Origin of the sequence: Caulobacter sp. ErkDOM-C, assembly GCF_048541825.1 — a bacterium.
In the GTDB taxonomy this organism is placed as follows: Bacteria; Pseudomonadota; Alphaproteobacteria; order Caulobacterales; family Caulobacteraceae; genus Caulobacter.
Genome location: NZ_CP183332.1, coordinates 3,090,519 through 3,106,475, shown reverse-complemented (window position 1 = coordinate 3,106,475; position 15,957 = coordinate 3,090,519). Strand labels below are relative to the sequence as shown.

The 15,957-nt window shown below is 67.8% G+C and carries 16 protein-coding genes; 6 read left to right on the top strand and 10 right to left on the bottom strand.

Going from position 1 to position 15,957, the window contains the following annotated elements; translation table 11 throughout:
• Positions 1–30: 30 nt before the first annotated feature.
• Complete coding sequence (locus ACN2C8_RS14950) at positions 31–999, bottom strand: radical SAM protein (protein WP_419252797.1); 969 nt, start codon at positions 997–999, stop codon at positions 31–33.
• A gap of 163 nt (positions 1,000–1,162) precedes the next feature.
• On the opposite strand from ACN2C8_RS14950, the gene ACN2C8_RS14945 reads away from it, so the two are divergent.
• Both ACN2C8_RS14945 and ACN2C8_RS14940 read left to right on the top strand, forming a co-directional pair.
• Complete coding sequence (locus ACN2C8_RS14945; RefSeq protein ID WP_419252795.1) at positions 1,163–1,978, top strand: DUF1499 domain-containing protein; 816 nt, start codon at positions 1,163–1,165, stop codon at positions 1,976–1,978.
• A gap of 52 nt (positions 1,979–2,030) precedes the next feature.
• Positions 2,031–3,152, top strand: coding sequence for an NAD(P)/FAD-dependent oxidoreductase (locus ACN2C8_RS14940; protein ID WP_419252793.1), 1,122 nt, complete (start codon positions 2,031–2,033; stop codon positions 3,150–3,152).
• Between the two features lie 28 nt (positions 3,153–3,180).
• On the opposite strand, the gene ACN2C8_RS14935 is transcribed toward ACN2C8_RS14940, so the two are convergent.
• From ACN2C8_RS14935 to ACN2C8_RS14920, 4 genes are all read right to left on the bottom strand, one after another.
• Positions 3,181–4,602, bottom strand: a complete 1,422-nt coding sequence (locus tag ACN2C8_RS14935; RefSeq protein ID WP_419252791.1) for a dihydrolipoyl dehydrogenase family protein — start codon at positions 4,600–4,602, stop codon at positions 3,181–3,183.
• Positions 4,599–5,315 (bottom strand): TVP38/TMEM64 family protein, encoded by a 717-nt coding sequence (locus ACN2C8_RS14930; RefSeq protein ID WP_419252789.1) that lies wholly within the window; start codon positions 5,313–5,315, stop codon positions 4,599–4,601. Before ACN2C8_RS14930 ends, ACN2C8_RS14935 begins: the two co-directional genes overlap by 4 nt.
• Positions 5,315–6,145 (bottom strand): DUF547 domain-containing protein, encoded by an 831-nt coding sequence (locus ACN2C8_RS14925; protein ID WP_419252787.1) that lies wholly within the window; start codon positions 6,143–6,145, stop codon positions 5,315–5,317. The genes ACN2C8_RS14930 and ACN2C8_RS14925 overlap by 1 nt, the downstream gene beginning before the upstream one ends.
• Positions 6,146–6,299: 154 nt before the next feature.
• Positions 6,300–7,346: an AraC family transcriptional regulator gene (locus ACN2C8_RS14920; RefSeq protein ID WP_419252786.1), complete on the bottom strand. Its 1,047-nt coding sequence runs from the start codon at positions 7,344–7,346 to the stop codon at positions 6,300–6,302.
• An 86-nt stretch (positions 7,347–7,432) separates the two neighbouring features.
• Here ACN2C8_RS14920 and ACN2C8_RS14915 point away from each other — a divergent pair, with 86 nt between their 5' ends.
• Together ACN2C8_RS14915 and ACN2C8_RS14910 are read left to right on the top strand one after the other, a co-directional pair.
• Entirely contained in the window at positions 7,433–8,248 is an 816-nt protein-coding gene (locus tag ACN2C8_RS14915) for a hypothetical protein (protein WP_419252784.1), read from the top strand.
• 29 nt (positions 8,249–8,277) lie between these two features.
• On the top strand, positions 8,278–8,760 hold the full coding sequence (locus ACN2C8_RS14910; protein ID WP_419252782.1) for a hypothetical protein: 483 nt from the start codon (positions 8,278–8,280) through the stop codon (positions 8,758–8,760).
• 23 nt (positions 8,761–8,783) lie between these two features.
• Here ACN2C8_RS14910 and ACN2C8_RS14905 read toward each other — a convergent pair whose 3' ends face one another.
• Together ACN2C8_RS14905 and ACN2C8_RS14900 are read right to left on the bottom strand one after the other, a co-directional pair.
• Positions 8,784–9,569 carry a TIGR00730 family Rossman fold protein gene (locus ACN2C8_RS14905; protein WP_419252780.1) on the bottom strand — a complete coding sequence of 262 codons (786 nt, stop codon included), beginning with the start codon at positions 9,567–9,569 and terminating at the stop codon, positions 8,784–8,786.
• A gap of 5 nt (positions 9,570–9,574) precedes the next feature.
• Entirely contained in the window at positions 9,575–10,174 is a 600-nt protein-coding gene (locus tag ACN2C8_RS14900) for an NAD(P)H-dependent oxidoreductase (RefSeq protein WP_419252779.1), read from the bottom strand.
• A 171-nt stretch (positions 10,175–10,345) separates the two neighbouring features.
• Here ACN2C8_RS14900 and ACN2C8_RS14895 point away from each other — a divergent pair, with 171 nt between their 5' ends.
• Together ACN2C8_RS14895 and ACN2C8_RS14890 are read left to right on the top strand one after the other, a co-directional pair.
• Entirely contained in the window at positions 10,346–12,010 is a 1,665-nt protein-coding gene (locus tag ACN2C8_RS14895) for an MBL fold metallo-hydrolase (RefSeq protein WP_419252777.1), read from the top strand.
• A 36-nt stretch (positions 12,011–12,046) separates the two neighbouring features.
• Entirely contained in the window at positions 12,047–12,376 is a 330-nt protein-coding gene (locus ACN2C8_RS14890; RefSeq protein ID WP_419252775.1) for a hypothetical protein, read from the top strand.
• Positions 12,377–12,406: 30 nt separating this feature from the next.
• On the opposite strand, the gene ACN2C8_RS14885 is transcribed toward ACN2C8_RS14890, so the two are convergent.
• The 3 genes from ACN2C8_RS14885 to ACN2C8_RS14875 form a co-directional block, all read right to left on the bottom strand.
• Positions 12,407–12,934, bottom strand: coding sequence for a pyridoxamine 5'-phosphate oxidase family protein (locus ACN2C8_RS14885; protein ID WP_419252774.1), 528 nt, complete (start codon positions 12,932–12,934; stop codon positions 12,407–12,409).
• A gap of 29 nt (positions 12,935–12,963) precedes the next feature.
• Complete coding sequence (locus ACN2C8_RS14880) at positions 12,964–13,635, bottom strand: cyclic nucleotide-binding domain-containing protein (protein WP_419252772.1); 672 nt, start codon at positions 13,633–13,635, stop codon at positions 12,964–12,966.
• A gap of 101 nt (positions 13,636–13,736) precedes the next feature.
• Complete coding sequence (locus ACN2C8_RS14875; RefSeq protein ID WP_419252771.1) at positions 13,737–15,902, bottom strand: acetate--CoA ligase family protein; 2,166 nt, start codon at positions 15,900–15,902, stop codon at positions 13,737–13,739.
• Positions 15,903–15,957: the final 55 nt, after the last annotated feature.

The following is a 15,957-nucleotide window of genomic DNA, read 5'->3' as shown; positions in this document are numbered from 1 at the left end:
AGAGGTCCTCCAGCCCAGGGCCAGGTGACATCATGGCGCGCTGCAACTGGCGCCGCCCAAGACGCAAAACTGAGCGCAGAAAGGGTGGTTGAGCTGAACGGCGCCGGAGGCCTGCGCCAGGGTCTGGCCCAGTTCGAACTGGGGATCATAGGGCGTCAGGGTGCAGGCGACGACGGCGGGCTCGGCCGCGTCCTTGCGGCGCACGACCATGCGGCTGGTGGCGCACATCATCTGTTCGGGCGCCCGGTCGAGAATTTGCCAGCAGGCCTCGGTGATCTCCGGCACGGCGCGGTCCGCTTCCATCTCGGGAAACAGCACCAGGGTCGATCGGTCCTCGGCGTCGACGGCCAGGCCGCGCGTGCGAAACAGTTCGCCATAGGCCTGCCGCGCGGCGGGCTCGCTCTCATCGGCCAGTCGACGACCGGCGATCGCGACACGTAGGCCTTGCTCGCCCAGCCAGTCCAGACCCTCCCAGGCCTTGTCCCAGGATCCCGTCCCGCGCTCGGCGTCGTGGACCGCCTGGGTGTGATGGTCGAGGCTGACGCGAAAGGTCAGACGGTCGCGATGCGGCCTCGCCAGATCGCTCAGGCGCGCACCCCACCGCAGCATCGGGCGCATGGCGTTGGTCAGGACCAGAACCTGATGGCCCGCACCGAGGGCGGCGTCGAGCATGGCCAGGATGTCCGGGTTCATGAACGGCTCGCCGCCGGTAAAGCCGATCTCGCGGGTCGGCAGGCCGGTCTGCGCAATCTCGTCCAGATAGCGGCCGACGTCTTCCAGGCTCAGATAGGCCAGGGCGTCATTGGTCGGCGAACTCTCGATATAGCAATTGACGCAGGCGATGTTGCACAGGGACCCGGTGTTGAACCACAGGGTTTCCAGCGTGGTCTGGGCGACCCGGGCGCGGCGCGATCCATCCGCCGTGACGAAAGGATCCACGAAGCGGCCGGGCCCGGCGGCGGCGCGATGGGTTGCGAAGGGCGAGGCGGTCGACGTCATGGCGTCCTTTGTGTCAGTTTCGGGCTGTTCGTCCCAGCGCCGAGCGGGGATACCCAGCAGATTCGGCCCAGGCGGTACAAAGGTTTCATCGGGCCGCCTGGAAATCGGACTCTGGCGTCCCGGCGAGGTTCGTGGAACGGTCGCGAAACACAGGAGAACCATCATGCTGACGAGAGCGAAATTCGCAGGCCTAGCGCTGGCCTTGTCCCTGCTGGTCCCCGTCTGGTTCCTGGTCTCCGCCCTTGGGGTGAAGTTTGGCCTTTGGTCCTGGCGTCTGGGGCTTGGCGTGCTGATCATACAGTGGGGACCGCGTCTGCTGCTGGCCGCGGCCGTGATCGCCCTCGTCGCCCTGATCCTGGTCTTGATCCGCCGTCCCCGGGCCGCATGGACGGCGGCGCTCGTCGCCCTGATCATCCCCGCGACCGGCCTGGGCTATCTGGGCTGGGTGCGGGCCCAGGCGGCAAACATCCCGCCGATCCACGACGTCGCCACCGACATTGCCGATCCGCCGGCTCTGAGCCCTAACCTCCTGTCGCTCAGGACGGCGGCGGAGGCCAACCCCGTGGCGGATCTGAGAGCGCCCCTGATCGCCGCAGACCCCTACCGCGATCCGCGGTTCGCCAAATATGGCAGCAAGAGCCTGGGGCAGGTCGGCCATGCGGCCTATCCGGGGCTGCGGACGGCTGTGTTCGACGGGGCGCCGACGACAGCCTTCGCTGCCGCTCTAAAGGCTGCCAAGGACATGGGGTGGGCCGTGGTGACCCAGGACCCGCAGGCCGGCGTGATCGAGGCGACGGCGGGGACCTTCTGGTTCGGATTCAAGGATGATGTCGTGGTGCGGGTGCGTTCGGGCGCCGGAGGGCAGGGCTCCAGGATTGATGTTCGATCCATCTCGCGCGTTGGGTTGAGCGATCTGGGCGCCAACGCCAAACGTATTGAAACCTATCTGGCGCGGGTTTCGGCAGGACTGAAAACCTGAGGCGCGCGCCACGGCAGGGCGTCTCCTTCTGCGTTTTCAAGGCGCGGCTCGCGTGACGGCGCGGTCGGTGACCCTGGTCGGGGCGGGCCACGCCCATCTGCACGTCGTGCGGCAAGCCGCCCAGCTACGGGCCGCAGGGCTGACGGTCACGCTGATCGCGCCCGAGCTGTTTCACTATTCGGGGCTGGCCAGCGGCGTGCTCTCCGGCGCGCTGGCGCAGGATGAGGCCCAGATCGATGTGGCGGCCCTGGCGGCGGCATTCGGCGTTCGCTATCTGGCCCAGTCCGTCGTGGCGGTTGATCGTGCAGCACGCATCCTGACCCTGGCCGATGGCGCGACCGAAACCTATGACCGCCTGTCGCTGAACATCGGCAGTGTGGCAGATGATCCCCACGGCCTGATCTGCGGCCCCGGGGTCTGGCCGGTCAAGCCTCTGTCGCAGCTGTTGACCTTGCGCGCCCGGATCGAGGCGCTGGCGGCGGCGGGCGCCCCGGCGCCGCGGATCGTGGTCGCGGGGGGCGGCCATAGCGCGCTGGAAATCGCCGCCAGCCTCTGCGGCCTGGTCGAGCGGGGTGACGGTCGGCCTCAGGTCACGGTGATCGCGCCCCGCCACGGGGTAGGCCTTCCGCCGGCCGCCTGGTCTCGGCTGTCGGCGGCCCTGGTTGAGCGGGGGGTCGTTTTGCGGTCCGGCCTTGTCGTGGGTCGAACCGTCGACAGCTGTCGACTGGCCGACGGCGCGCTCCAGCCCTGTGACATCCTGGTTCTGGCGGCCGGGCTCTCAGCCCCGCCTCTGATCGGCGAACTGGGACTGCCGCTGGACGAACAGGGGCGGCTGCGGGTCATGCCGACCCTTCAGGCCATAGGCGACCCCGCCCTCTTCGCCGTCGGGGACTGCGCCGTGATCGAAGGCTATACGCGGCCAGCGGCGGGCGTTTTCGGCGTTCGCGCTGCGCCAGTCCTGCTCAACAACCTGGCGGCCCAGGGTGATGACCGGCCTAGCCGGCCCTACCACCCGCAGACCCGCTGGCTGTCGATCATGGATCTGGGCGATGGTCGGGGCTTGGCGGTGCGCGGCCGGTTCTGGCTGCTGGGCCGGGCTGCGCTGTGGTTGAAGCGTTATCTCGATCTCGGCTTTATCCGGCGCATGCGGGCGCCGCTGGCCTCAAGACCCTAGCCACAGCCGCGCGGTCGCCGCCCTTTCCTCAGGCGAAATGCTTCAGGATCGCCACCAGCTTGCGTGTGCGGTCTGAGAACAGGGCCGGGGTGTACCATTGGCCAGCCAGACGCTTGCCGATCTCGCCCCGGGTGGGATAGGGCGCGATCATGCTGGTGATCTGGCTTAGCTTGAGCCCCGCCGACATCACCAGGGACCACAAATGGATATGGTCGCCGGCCTGACGGCCAACGAGGGTGACGCCGAGGATCTTGCCCTTTTTCGTCGTGATCAGCTTGCCGAAGCCACGGGTGTCGCCCTCGGCGATGGCCCGGTCATTTTCAGCAAAGTCAAAGCGCTCGACGCGCAGGTCATCGCCATGGATCACGCGGGCCTCGGATTCGCCCAGCCCGATTGCGGCCAGTTGCGGATCGCAATAGGTGACCCGGGGCGTGTGCAGGGCGTCGGCATTGACCGGCAGGGCGAAGACAGCCCGGCGCACCACCAGCGAGGCGTGCGCGCCGGCCAGATGCGTGAACTGACCGCGACCAGCGGCGTCGCCGACCGCATAGACGCGCCGGTTGCTGCTGCGCAGAGACTTGTCGGTGATGATGCCGTTGCGGTCCGTCTCGACGCCCGCCTTGTCGAGGTCCAATCCGCTCAGGGCCGGGCTGCGCCCGACCGCGACCAGAAGGTGCGAGCCCGTGACCGTGCGGGTCTGGCCATTGGCCTCGACCTCAACTACGGGACCGGCCGCGATCCGCGTGGCCTTGCTGCCGGTCATGACCTCAACGCCATCTGCGCGGAGTTGGGCCAGAACTACGGCGGCGGCCGCCGGGTCTTCGCGTCCCAGAAGGGCGTTGGCCTCAATGATCACCACCTCTGAGCCCAGTCGGCGGAAAGCCTGGCCGAGCTCGACGCCGATAGGGCCGCCGCCCAGCACGATCAGGCGTTCGGGCAGGGTCGTCAGGCCAAACAGGGTTTCATTGGTCAGGTAAGGGACGGCGTCGAGGCCGGGAATCGGCGGCACGGCGGCATGGGAGCCGGTGGCCACGATGATCTTTCGCGCCCTGACGCGCACGCTGTCGCTGGCGACGGTGCGATCGTTGACGAAGCGGGCGGCCTCGCGCACCACCTGAACGCCCAGCCCCTCGAAGCGCGCCTGACTGTCATTGGGCGCGATGGCCGCGATGGCGGCGTGGACATGGGCCATGACCTTGGAGAAGTCGATCGACACCTCGCCGACCCGGATGCCGAGCGTCGAGGCAGCGTGAGCCTGATGGGCGGCTTCGGCGGCTGCGATCAGCGCCTTTGAGGGAACGCAGCCATAGTTGAGGCAGTCGCCGCCCATTTCCCCCTTTTCGAACAACACCACCTTGAGGCCCAGTTGAGCGGCCCCGGCAGCCACGGACAGGCCGCCCGAGCCCGCCCCGATGACGACCATGTCGACCTTGAGGGTTTTGGAGGTCACAGGGCGTTTCCGGTTTTGGCGCGGCGGCGTTGATAGAGGGTGGTGCCCAGCGACAGCAGGCCCAGCCCGATCAGGGGCAGGAGGACGCGGGGTTCGAAAATCGCCCCGGCGTTCGGCGTTTCGCCGCGGGCGATCAGATCGCCGATCCCGGCGCCGATGCCGCTATAGATGAAGGTGGCAGGCATGATGCCCAGGAAGGTGGCCAGGGCATAGGCCCGTAGCGGCGCATGGGCCAGGGCGGCGGCGATATTGACCAACCAGAAGGGGGCCAGAGGCACCAGCCTGAGGGTCAGGATATAGCCAAAGGCCCCCGCCTGAACGCCATCGATGACAGCCTTTAGCGTCCCGCCTGAGGCCTCGGCGCGCCGGCGCAACACCTCGCCCAGCGAGGTGCGGACCGCATAGAACACCAGAACGGCCCCGATCGTGGCGCCGACCACGGTAGCGCCGCCGCCGACCCAGGGGCCAAACAGATAGCCGCCCGTGAGGGTCAGGATCAGGCCCCCGGGAACGCTGATCGCCGTGGCCACGGCATAGACGGCCATGAAGCTGAGCAGGGCCAGGATCAGGTGTTCGCCGACAAAGGCCCGCAAGGCCGTCTCATGAGTCCGCAGCGCCTCGAAATTGAGGTAGCGGGTCACGCCGCTGGCGAACACAGCCACCACCAGGACGGCGAGAACCAGCAAGGGCAGAAAGCGTCTCATCAGGCTCATCAGCGGTTTTCCATGGCATTGATCGACCAGTTATAGGTGTCGCCAGCGATCCGGTCGACCTGGAGAAGGCGGGCCTTGAGGGGCGCCGCCGCATAGCCGACGAGGTGGTCGATGACGCGTCGGTCAGAGCCGCCGAAATCGCTCGAATACCATTTGTAGATTGAGGACACCGTGAGCGCCGCGCCCTTGAAAGCCACGCCGCGGGGATGATTAACATAGGCGCGTGCCGCTTCATCCAGCGTCGGACCCAGTCCCGCACCGCGCCAGGCTTGCCGCCGCAGATTGGGGCAACTGAACGAGGCGCAGTTGACCGCATAATGGACGCGCGGATCCGACCATCCCTTGCGCAGAATGCCGTGCTCGATGCCGTCCAGCGAAAGGTCGACGCCGCGAACCCGGACGACGGTCTTCTTCCACGGGCCGGCGACAAGCAGAGATGAGCGGATTTCCCGGATCGACTTGACCGGCCAGGCGTCGATGACCTCGCGAAGGGTCAGGGCGTTGTAGAGATTGGCCCAGAAGGCGAACTGTTCCGGCCGGCTCAAGGCTTGGGGGTCAAGGGCCGACAGGTGGTCGATATAGCGGCCCAACCCATCGCGTGCAGGGTTGGATCGACGCCAGCCGGCATAGTCGACCCGCACTACCCCGTCGCTTGAATCCTGGGTCCAGCGCGCCAGCAGGGCGTCAAGGGCGGCGTGGTCCACCGTGGCGCGCCCGGCTTGCCCGTTTGCGAAGTCCGCCAGATCCCGGGCTGCGGCGGGACTGGCGACCAGACCCGTCGCGAGTCCGGCTCCGGCGATGATCAAAACGCGTCTCTTCAGGTCGGCCATACTCGGATCCTCGCAATTGCAGACCTTAGAGTCGGGTGGTGTGTGATCGCAAGGCGACGTTGCCGCCCCGGGTTGGCTCACGGCGGTTCAGGTCAGCGCTCGGCCAGGAAGACTGGGCTCCGGTGGGAGGCCCGATTCTGACCGTCGCCCTCGCCTATCCGGAGGGTAGGCGATCGCCGGTAGCTGACCCTCTTGCCAGCTGGACCTCGCGGGGGCTCTGGCCGGTCCAGCGTTTGAAGGCGCGGGAGAAGGCGGCGGGTTCGGAGAAGCCGACGAGGTAGGCGGTCTCGTTGACCGAGGCTCTTGCGCCGGTGAGGTAGCGCAGCGCCATGCGGTGGCGCAGGGCGTCAAGCACCTGCTTGAAGGTGGCGGCCTCGGTCCTGAGCTTCCGGAACAGGGTCTGGCGGCTGAAGCCCAGGGCGCGGGCGACGACGTCGGCGCCGACCTCGCCGGTGTGCAGCAGCGGCAGCAGTACGGCCTCGACCCGGCCTCGAACGGTCTTCTGGTCTTCGAGCTCCTGCAGCAGGCCGTCGGCCCTCTGGGTCAGGACGCCGAACACGTAGCGTGGCTGGAGGGCCACCGGCCAGGTCACGATGCGCGGGTCGAGCCGCATGGCGTTCCAGCCGCTGGAGAAGGTCACTGGGCACTGGAAAATGCGGTCGTACTCGGCCCGCCAGGCCGGCGCCGGGTGGGAAAACTGTACCTCCAGCACGTGCGGCTCGGGCAGGAAGCGGCGCGGGCCGCAGACCAGCCGGACGAAGGCCCCTTCGGTCAGTTCGGGGAAGCTGTTGGGATCAGCCCGCGTATCGACCATCCACAGCTGGCCGTCGCGCGCGGTCAGCGTGAAGCGCGGTCCGTCGCTGAGCCCCTCTGTTTCCAGCGTCAGCCGGCCGAAGCGCTGCATCTGGGTGAAGGCGTCGCCCATGGTGGCCGAGGCGTTCATGATCAGGCCGACGATCGATATCTCCGCCAGGTCGACGGCCTCGCCGAAATGCAATGCCAGCGCCGGGTCATCGCAAAGGTCCTGGGCCGCGCGCATCAGGGCCACATAGGTCTCGAAAGGCAGGCGGTCGTCGTGGTCCGCCAGGTCGGCGAGGCTCAGGCCAGCCCGGGTCATCAGCGCCGCGCGATCCGCGCCCTTCTGGACAGCGAACGCGATCAGGCCGGCGGCGAGTCCTGCTGACGTGGTCAGGTTCGACATCGGCGCGGCCCCTGTTGTTACGAACGATCATGCGCACGGACGGCACGATCATGGCGTCCGCCGCCCATATCAACAAGTAAGGGGCCATGACACACCGGTTTCCCGTAACGCTCGTCCTGTTCGTCATTGCCGCCGCGCTGCTGCCTTCGATCGCCCTGGCGGATAATCTGCAGGCCGGGCCCGGCGATCCGGCCTGGATGCATCTGGGGGCCAACGCCCTGCTGTGGGCGCACATCGCCGGCGGAGCGATCGGGATGGTCACTGGCGTCGTCGCCCTGGCCTCGCGCAAGGGTCAGAGCGTCCACCGCGCGGCGGGATCGGTGTTCTTTCTGGCGATGTTCACAGCCTATGCCATCGGCGCGGGCGTGGCGCCGTTCCTTGATACCGGCCAGCGGCCCAACTTCGTAGCCGGCGTCCTGGCGCTGTACCTTCTGGTCAGTGGCACGATGGCGGCCCGACAGCGGGAGGTGAAGGCCGGCGTGCCGGAGGTCATCGGGCTGGTCGTCGCCCTCACCATCACCGCCGCTGGGGTGATCTTCATGCGGATGGGCGCGGCCAGCCCCAGCGGCACGGTGGACGGCTCGCCGCCGCCGGCCTTCTTCCTGTTTACGATTGCCGGGGCCTTCGCGGCCGCGGGTGAATTGCATGTGCTCGTGCGCAAGCAGCTGTCCAGGGTCTCGCGGATTGCGCGGCACCTTTGGCGCATGTGCTTTTCGCTGTTCATCGCCTCGGGGTCGTTCTTCCTCGGGCAGCAGCAGGTGTTTCCCGAGGCCCTGCAGGACTCAGCTCTGCTTTACGTCCTCGCCCTGGCGCCGCTGCCGATCATGCTGTTCTGGCTGGGCAAGGTCCACTTCGACGACTGGCGGCGGCGCCGGCTGAAGGCGGCGGTCGCACCGCGCTAGGGCGCGGCCCTGCGGACGACTGCGCCGGGGTGAGCGCCCGTGGCGCGGCCGTTTTGGAAAACCAGCACGAAAGCTTCGGGACGTTCAATTTCGGCCTGACCCATACCTGGGTGCACAAGCACACCAGCCGGCAATATCCGGGCGATCCGATCGAGAACCAGCTGGCCTATGACAGCGGCTACGACATCCCCCGCTCCAAGAGCACCGGCTCGATCAACTGGACTCTGGATCGCCTGACCCTGGGCTTACACGGCCAGCGCCTGGATCGTCTGCCCAACTACGCCGAGGATGGCTGGATCAAGGAGAGCTATCTCTACAACGCCACCGTCCAGTACGACCTGAACGACACCACCCGGATCAGCCTTGCGGTCGACAACCTGCTGGACAAGGGCCCCCAGCGTGACCCGACCTATTCGGGCTATCCCTATTATGACACTTCGTGGTTCGACTCGACCGGGCGCAGCTACTACCTGCAGATGACCCACAAGTTCGGCGGGGCGTGCGGGCTGTAAGGCTGCCCGGCGATTGAAGGCGTTCAGAGCGCGGGCGGTCTGCCGGCCAGGACCCGCGACCACGCCACTTCGGCCGTATCGGCGAAGGCGAAGAGGTCCAGATCGGCCGCGTCGATCATGCCGTGTTCGACCAGGGCGTCGAAAGCGATCACCGAACGCCAGTAGGCCTCGTCGACCAACACTATAGGGATCGGGGGCGACTTGTTGGTCTGGCGCAGGGTCAGCAGTTCAAACAGTTCGTCGAAGGTGCCAAACCCGCCCGGAAAGACCACCAGGGCGTTGGCGCGCATGGCCAGGTGCATCTTGCGCATGGCGAAATAGTGAAACCGGAACGTCAGTTCGGGCGTCGAGTACGGGTTGGGTCGTTGCTCGCGCGGCAGGGTGATGTTGAAGCCGATCGATGGCGCGCCCACGTCGAAGGCGCCGCGATTGGCGGCCTCCATCAGGCCGGGACCGCCGCCTGTGGCGATGACGTTGTCGCGAGGCTGGCCTTCCACGTGGGTGGCCAGGCCCTGTTCGGAGACGATGCGCCCAAAGCGCCGCGCCAGGGCGTACCATTCGCCGCGCCGGCCCGGGGAGTCCTCGTGCACCCGGGCGCTGCCGAAGACCACGATGGTCGAGCGCACGCCCCAGGCGCGAAGGGCTTCGTCGGCCTTGGCGAATTCGAGCAGGAACCGGACACTGCGCATCGAGTCGCCGAGCAGGAAGTCCTGGTCGAGGGCCGCCAGACGATAGGATGCGGAGGCTTCCTGCGGGCCGCTATTTGGCGCGGTCGCGCGGGCGGCCTCATCCAGGGAATGGATCGGCATGGACGCTAGGCCGACGCAGGGCCGAACAGCTCGTCCAGACCGACGCGCACCCTTTGCAGGACATCCGCGCGGGACTCCTCGGTGATGTTCGAGACGATCGAGCCGAAGTGCTTGTGGTCGAGAACCCGCAGACCACAGACGCCCGACAGGTGGAGGTCGAACACCGTCATGAGGGCCTTCAGGGCGCCGGTGTCGTTGACCCAGTCCTCTGGTGCGCCGGAGGTTGAGAAGCTGAGCAGGGTCTTGTCGTCGAGCAGCGCCTCCGCGCCGCCCAGACCCGGCGCATAGCCAAAGCCCATGCTGAACACCCGGTCGACATAACCCTTTAGAATGGCGGGCGGGGCGTTGAACCAGAACGGATAGACGAAGATGAAACTGTCCACATCGCCGACCAGCCCGCGCTCGGCGACGATGTCGGCAGCCGGATGGGCGCCCGACGCCGACGGCAGTTCCGTGGCCTTGAGGCGAGGGTCGAAGTCGAGGGCGTAGAGATCGCGCAGCAGCACGGTGTGACCGGTCGCGCGCAGATGCTCGACGCAGGTTCGGGCGATGGTTGCGCAGAAGCTGTCGGGCTTGGGATGGGCGAGAATGACGGCGTGTTTCATGGGGCGGGCTCCCAGGCGGCGACGGGTTGCCTTCACAGACTAGTCTTCGGCCAGGCCGCCAAATTGATCCAGATCACGGAATGGGTCGCCGTCTGGCCGATCCTGTCGGCTCCAGCAGGCCTTGCCGGTTCGCGTCGCGTCCGATCTGGCCCATCCCCGCGAGATTTCATCATGACCCCGATCCTGTCGTTTCATGGCGCCGCTGGCTGTGTGACCGGCTCCTGCGCCCGCCTGCAGACCCAAGAGGCCACGGTGCTGGTCGACTGCGGCATGTTCCAGGGTTCGAAGACCCTCAAGGCGCTGAACTATGGCGACTTTCCCTTCGACCCCACCCGGATCGACGCCGTTCTGCTCACCCACGCCCATATCGACCATAGCGGCCTGCTGCCCAAACTGATGCTGGCGGGCTTCGAGGGGCCGATCTATGCGACGGCGGCCACGCGTGACCTGTGCGCGGTGATGCTGGCCGACGCGGGCGGGATTCAGGAGGCGGAGGTGGCGGCGCTCAATCGGCGCAACCAGAGACGGGGTCTGGCTTCGGTCGAGCCCATCTATACCGAAGCCGACGCCGCCCGCGTGATGAAGCAGTTTCGGAAGGTCAAGCTGGGTGAGCCGGTCGAGGTCGCGTCCGGGATCTCGGCGATCTACTGGGAGGCCGGCCACATCTTGGGCTCAGCGTCGATCGAGGTCGAGGTCGGTGCAAAGGACGCTCGCAAGCGCTTGCTGTTCTCCGGCGACCTGGGCTCGGGCGGCAGCGACTTCGTCGCCGATCCGCAAGGTCCCAAGGGCGTCGATCATCTGATCCTTGAATCCACCTATGGCGACCGCGAGCGCACCGTCACCAGCGGCGTCGCGCGGCGCGCGGCCCTGGCCGAGGAGCTCAAGGCGGCGCACGCCGCTGGCGGTCCGCTGCTGATCCCCGCTTTTGCGCTGCAGCGCAGCCAGGAACTGCTGGTCGATCTGCTGCAACTGATGGAGGACGGCGACGCGCCGCGCGGCGACATCTTCCTGGACTCGCCCCTGGCCATCGAGGCCTCCAAGGTGTTCCTCGACCGGGGCTGGAATCCCGCCCTGCAGCGAAATCCTTTCGAGCCGATCCGCCCCTCAGAACATCTGCGCTTCCTGGACAAGCCCTGGGATAGCGACGGCCTGGAGCGGCTGTCCGGCTGGCATGTGATCCTGGCCGCCAGCGGCATGTGCGATGCGGGCCGGGTGCGCAAGCATCTTAAGCGGTTGCTGTGGCGCAAGGAGGCGACGGTGCTGCTGTGTGGGTTCCAGGCGGCCGGCACGCTGGGCCGTTTGCTCGCCGAAGGCGCCGAACGCGTCAGCATCCAGGGCGACGAGGTGCGGGTTCGAGCGCGGGTGCGCAGACTCGACGCCTATTCGGCCCATGCTGACGCCGCCGGCCTCATACGCTGGGCGCTCGATTGGGCGCCTGTCGCTGGTTCCATCCTGCTGGCCCATGGCGAGCCTGACGCCACCGCCGGGTTGCGGGATCGGCTGGCCAGCGCCGGTTTCGATGCGGCCACAATTCTGATCCCCGACCTGGACGACGCCTTCGATCTCGGCGAGGGACCTGCCGTCCCGCTCAAGTCGTCGCCCGCCAGGTTGCCGCCCCATGCCGCCTCCAAGCTCGACTGGCACAACAAGCGGGTCGCCTTTCAGATGGCGCTCAACGCCGCCCTCGGCGGCGCCGAGAGCGACGCGGCGCGCGAAGCGCTGTTGCGCCGCCTCAGCGCGGTGGTCGAAGGCCGGCCGGATGGGCCGCAAAATGCGACCTCGGCGCGCGAACTTGATTCAGCTCAAGGCCCGCAGCCGCCGGTGGGGGTGTTCTAGCAACGTCATCCGCCCCCCTTTTCGCAAGGCAAGACAATGGCAGCTCGTAAGATCAAGACGATCGCCCGCGATGGTCGCGACGCGTTCCAGAACGTCACCGACCACCTCAAGACCATGGTCGACCATTTGGGTCATGACGCCGGCGATGCGGCCTCGGTAAGCGCCGTGGCCTTGGGTCATGCCGCCATAGAACTGGTAGGCGATGTCCAGACCAAGCTGGATCGACTCGAGAGAGCGGCGAAGAGAGAGGTCCGGCGCCACCCGGCCGAAGCCTTGGCCGCGACCGCCGCGAGCTCGGCGCTTGTCGCCGCCATCGCCGCCGGTCTGATCACCTACACCCTGGTTCGGCGGGGTCAGGACGCCTAGCGCCCTGACCGGTCGAGGCGGAAACTGCGCCTAGGCTGCGACGGGCTCGAGGCGCCAATCCTGGCGGACGGCGAACAGCTGGATGCGGCCTGGGGGTGATCCGTAGTCGATCAACGACACCCACATCGGCATGAAGCGCAGCAGGACGACGCCTTGCCCGGCGGGGTGGGGCTCGAAGCGGGCGAATTCGGGTGTTCCCCAGATCCGGCGATTGAGCGCATCGACCCACTGCGGATTGTCGATGACGTTGGCCTTGCCTGCCAGGGACAGGCCCTGCGGCGGGCCCTGATCATCGCCGCCGATGGCGATCGAGACCCGGGGATCGGCGACGATGTTGACGTGTTTCTGGCTGCCCTGCGCGACCAGGAAAAACAGCGCAAGGCCGTCTGCCAGATAGTTCACCAGGGTGGCTTGCGGCCAACCGTCAGCGCGCAGGGTCGCCACGCTCATCAGATGGTGGCGGGCCAGGATCGCGTTGACCCTGGCTTCGGGTGTCGCGGAGGATGCGAGCGGCTCAGTGGGCGGCTCGGGGGGCGGACGGTGTGGATCTTCGGCCATGAGGTCCTCCGGTGAACGCCTCGCGACGTTCAGGCTGCGACGAGGTCGGCCATTCGCACCGGCGCGGCGACCCGGAACCGGCGGCAACCCTCGAGGGCGACCAGGCCGTCAGCCTGCAGTTGGGTGACCATGCGCGAGACGGTCTCGATGGTCAGGCCCAGATGATCGGCAATGTCCTGCCGGCTCATCGCCAGCTCGTTCCAGGCCGCACCCTGGCGCTTGGCCACGTCGGACAGGAAGCCCGCGACCCGCTCATAGGCGCTCTTGCGCGCCAGCAGCATCATGTGGTCCTGAGCCCTACCCAGTTCCTGACCGGTCGCGCGCCAGATCAGACGCTCAAGACGCTCGCCGGCCTCTCCATAGTGTTTCAGCGCCGAGCGCTTGGCCACGAGGATCTTGCTGTCGCACAGCGCTTCGGCCGAGGCGCGGTGGGTGAGCCCCGCCTCCAGGCCGAAGAGGTCGCCGGGATAGTAGAAGCCGGCGATCTGGCGACGCCCGTCGCCCAGCAGGCGAGAGGCGCGAACCGCCCCGCGCTGGACCTGGTAGACCATGTCGGTCTCGTCATCCTGGGCGTAGATCTCTTCGCCGCTGGAGAAGGACATGCCGACGCCGATCGCCGAGAAGACCTCGTCGGACGAAATCACCTGTGCGTGCGGCGCGGCGGCTTCAGCGCGGTCTCGCAGATAGGCGGGCATCGACATCGCACATCTCCCTGAGCAGTGGATTTCAGGGATAGGTGAACGGCGGAGCATCTCACATTGGGATGTTTACGTAGACGAGATCGGTCCGCCGCCTGGATGGCTCATGCACCCGTCGCGGGAGGTAGAACTAGGCGCGAGGCGAGGCCGGGCTCCTGGCTGATGACGATCCGCGCATCCAGCGCCATGACGCCGTTGGCATCTACGCGCAGGGGGTTGATATCCAGCTCGACGACATCGGGCAGATCCATCGCGATCGCCGAAAGCGCCTCCAGGGTGGCGACCACCCCGTCGATGTCGGCCCTGGGTTCGTCGCGATAGCCGGCCAACAGGCGCGATATCCGGGTCCTGGCGATCATGGCGCGGGCCTGGGCTCCGTCCAGGGGCGGAAGGCCCAGGGCATGGTCCTTCAGAACCTCTACCGCCTTGCCGCCGGCCCCGACCATCACGACAGGGCCGAAGGTGGCGTCCAGGGCCAGGCCGACGATCAGTTCGTGGGCGCGGCCTGGCGGGATCATGGTCTGCACCGCAAAGCCGGTGATCGTGGCGTCGGGCAAGGTCGCGGCGACGCGGGCCGCCATGGCCTCGGCGGCGACGCCGGCGGCCCGTGCGTCCGGCAGATTCAGGGCCACGCCGCCGACATCGGATTTGTGGGAGATCTGCGGCGAGACGATCTTGACGGCGTAGGGCGGCGCCAGTTCCGCGCAGACCCCGGCGACGTCCTGGGCCGTGGCGGCCAGTCGGGTCGGGACGGTGGTCACGCCATAGGCGCCCAGCAGGTCCTTGGCCTCGATCTCGTTGAGCAGGGTGCGCCCTTGCGACCGGGCGGTCTGGATAAGGGCCACCGCTGCAGCGCGATCGTCGGCACGCGGATCCCGGGGGCCCTGCGCGCCAGAGGTGCTAGCCTGTGCGCGGCGGGCGGCGAGAAGATGGCCAAAGCCCCTTATGGCGGAGTCGGGAGCCCCGAACATCGGAATGCCGGCCGCGCTGAGGATCGGTCCGGCGACATCCTGATTGGCGTCGCCCAGCCAGCAGGCGATAACGGGCTTGAGCACTCCGCGTCCGCGGGCAGCGGCGACGCTGTCGGCCACGCCTTGGGCGATGTCGCGCGGCTCCGTCAGGGCGGTCGGGCAATTCATGACCAGAACGGCGTCGACCCCGGGGTCCGACAGCACCGCGTCAAGCGCCAGGCGATAACGCTCGACCGGCGCGTCGCCGATCAGGTCCACCGGATTGGCGTGCGACCATCCGGCGGGGAGGACGGCGTTCAGGCGCTCCAGGGTCTGGGGCGCCAGTTCGGCCAGGACGCCCTCGCGGGGTGTCATGGCATCCAGAGCCAGGATTCCGGCCCCGCCACCATTGGTGATGATGGCCAGCCGATCGCCGGCCAGGCCCTGTCCGACGCGCAGAACGGCGGCGGCGTCGAAGAGTTCGGTCAGGCTCTCGACCTGCACGATGCCGGCCCGCTCGAAGGCGCAGACGTGGACGTCATAGGCGCCGGCCAAGGCGCCGGTATGGGAGCGGACAGCCCGGCCACTGGCGGGGTTTCGTCCGGCCTTCAGGGCGATCACCGGCTTGACGCGCGCGGCGGCCCGGGCCGAGGCCATGAACTTGGCCGCGTTGGTGACACCCTCGATGTAGAGCAGGATGGCGTCGGTATGGGGATCGGCCGCGAACAGATCGATCAGGTCGGCAAGGTCGACCTCGGCCATGTCGCCCACCGAGACGATCCCGGAAAAGCCCAGCTGCCGCGTGGTGGCCCAGTCGATCAGCCCGCTGATCAGGGCGCCGCTCTGGGAAATCAGGGCCAGATTGCCCGCAACTGGCGCGCCGCGCGCGAATGAAGCGTTCAGACCGGCATGGGGCGCCAGCAGGCCCAGGCCATTGGGTCCGACGATGCGAAGCCCAAAGGGCCTGGCGGCGTCCAGCATGGTTTGCCGCAATCCATTGGCGTCAGTGAGGCCCGCCGACAGGATCACGGCGACCTTGACGCCGGCCGCGCCCAGTTCGGCGATGACCGGGGGAACGGCGGCGGCCGGGACGATCACCACGGCGAGGTCGGGGGGCTCCGGCAGGTCGGCGATGCGGGCTGCCCAGCGCGTTCCCGCCACCTCCAGCCGGCGCGGATTGATCAGATGGATGGGCCCAGCGAAGCCGCCCGACAGCAGGTTCTCGACCACCACCTGACCAACCGAGCCCGGATGGTCGGAGCCGCCTATTACCGCCACCGAGGCGGGCGAGAGAAGGGCGGCTAGATTGTATGGCGACATGGCGACCTCAAGCGTTCTGACCCATCCGTGCCGGACCATAACGCGGAAGGAGCCG

Excerpts from the sequence above, each read along its gene's own strand:
- ACN2C8_RS14950 (WP_419252797.1), bottom strand. The coding sequence starts at position 999 with ATGACGTCGACCGCCTCGCCCTTCGCAACCCATCGCGCCGCCGCCGGG.
- ACN2C8_RS14945 (WP_419252795.1), top strand. The coding sequence starts at position 1,163 with ATGCTGACGAGAGCGAAATTCGCAGGCCTAGCGCTGGCCTTGTCCCTG.
- ACN2C8_RS14930 (WP_419252789.1), bottom strand. The coding sequence starts at position 5,315 with ATGAGCCTGATGAGACGCTTTCTGCCCTTGCTGGTTCTCGCCGTCCTG.
- ACN2C8_RS14925 (WP_419252787.1), bottom strand. The coding sequence starts at position 6,145 with ATGGCCGACCTGAAGAGACGCGTTTTGATCATCGCCGGAGCCGGACTC.
- ACN2C8_RS14920 (WP_419252786.1), bottom strand. The coding sequence starts at position 7,346 with ATGTCGAACCTGACCACGTCAGCAGGACTCGCCGCCGGCCTGATCGCG.
- ACN2C8_RS14915 (WP_419252784.1), top strand. The coding sequence starts at position 7,433 with ATGACACACCGGTTTCCCGTAACGCTCGTCCTGTTCGTCATTGCCGCC.
- ACN2C8_RS14905 (WP_419252780.1), bottom strand. The coding sequence starts at position 9,569 with ATGCCGATCCATTCCCTGGATGAGGCCGCCCGCGCGACCGCGCCAAAT.
- ACN2C8_RS14900 (WP_419252779.1), bottom strand. The coding sequence starts at position 10,174 with ATGAAACACGCCGTCATTCTCGCCCATCCCAAGCCCGACAGCTTCTGC.
- ACN2C8_RS14895 (WP_419252777.1), top strand. The coding sequence starts at position 10,346 with ATGACCCCGATCCTGTCGTTTCATGGCGCCGCTGGCTGTGTGACCGGC.
- ACN2C8_RS14890 (WP_419252775.1), top strand. The coding sequence starts at position 12,047 with ATGGCAGCTCGTAAGATCAAGACGATCGCCCGCGATGGTCGCGACGCG.
- ACN2C8_RS14885 (WP_419252774.1), bottom strand. The coding sequence starts at position 12,934 with ATGGCCGAAGATCCACACCGTCCGCCCCCCGAGCCGCCCACTGAGCCG.
- ACN2C8_RS14880 (WP_419252772.1), bottom strand. The coding sequence starts at position 13,635 with ATGTCGATGCCCGCCTATCTGCGAGACCGCGCTGAAGCCGCCGCGCCG.
- ACN2C8_RS14875 (WP_419252771.1), bottom strand. The coding sequence starts at position 15,902 with ATGTCGCCATACAATCTAGCCGCCCTTCTCTCGCCCGCCTCGGTGGCG.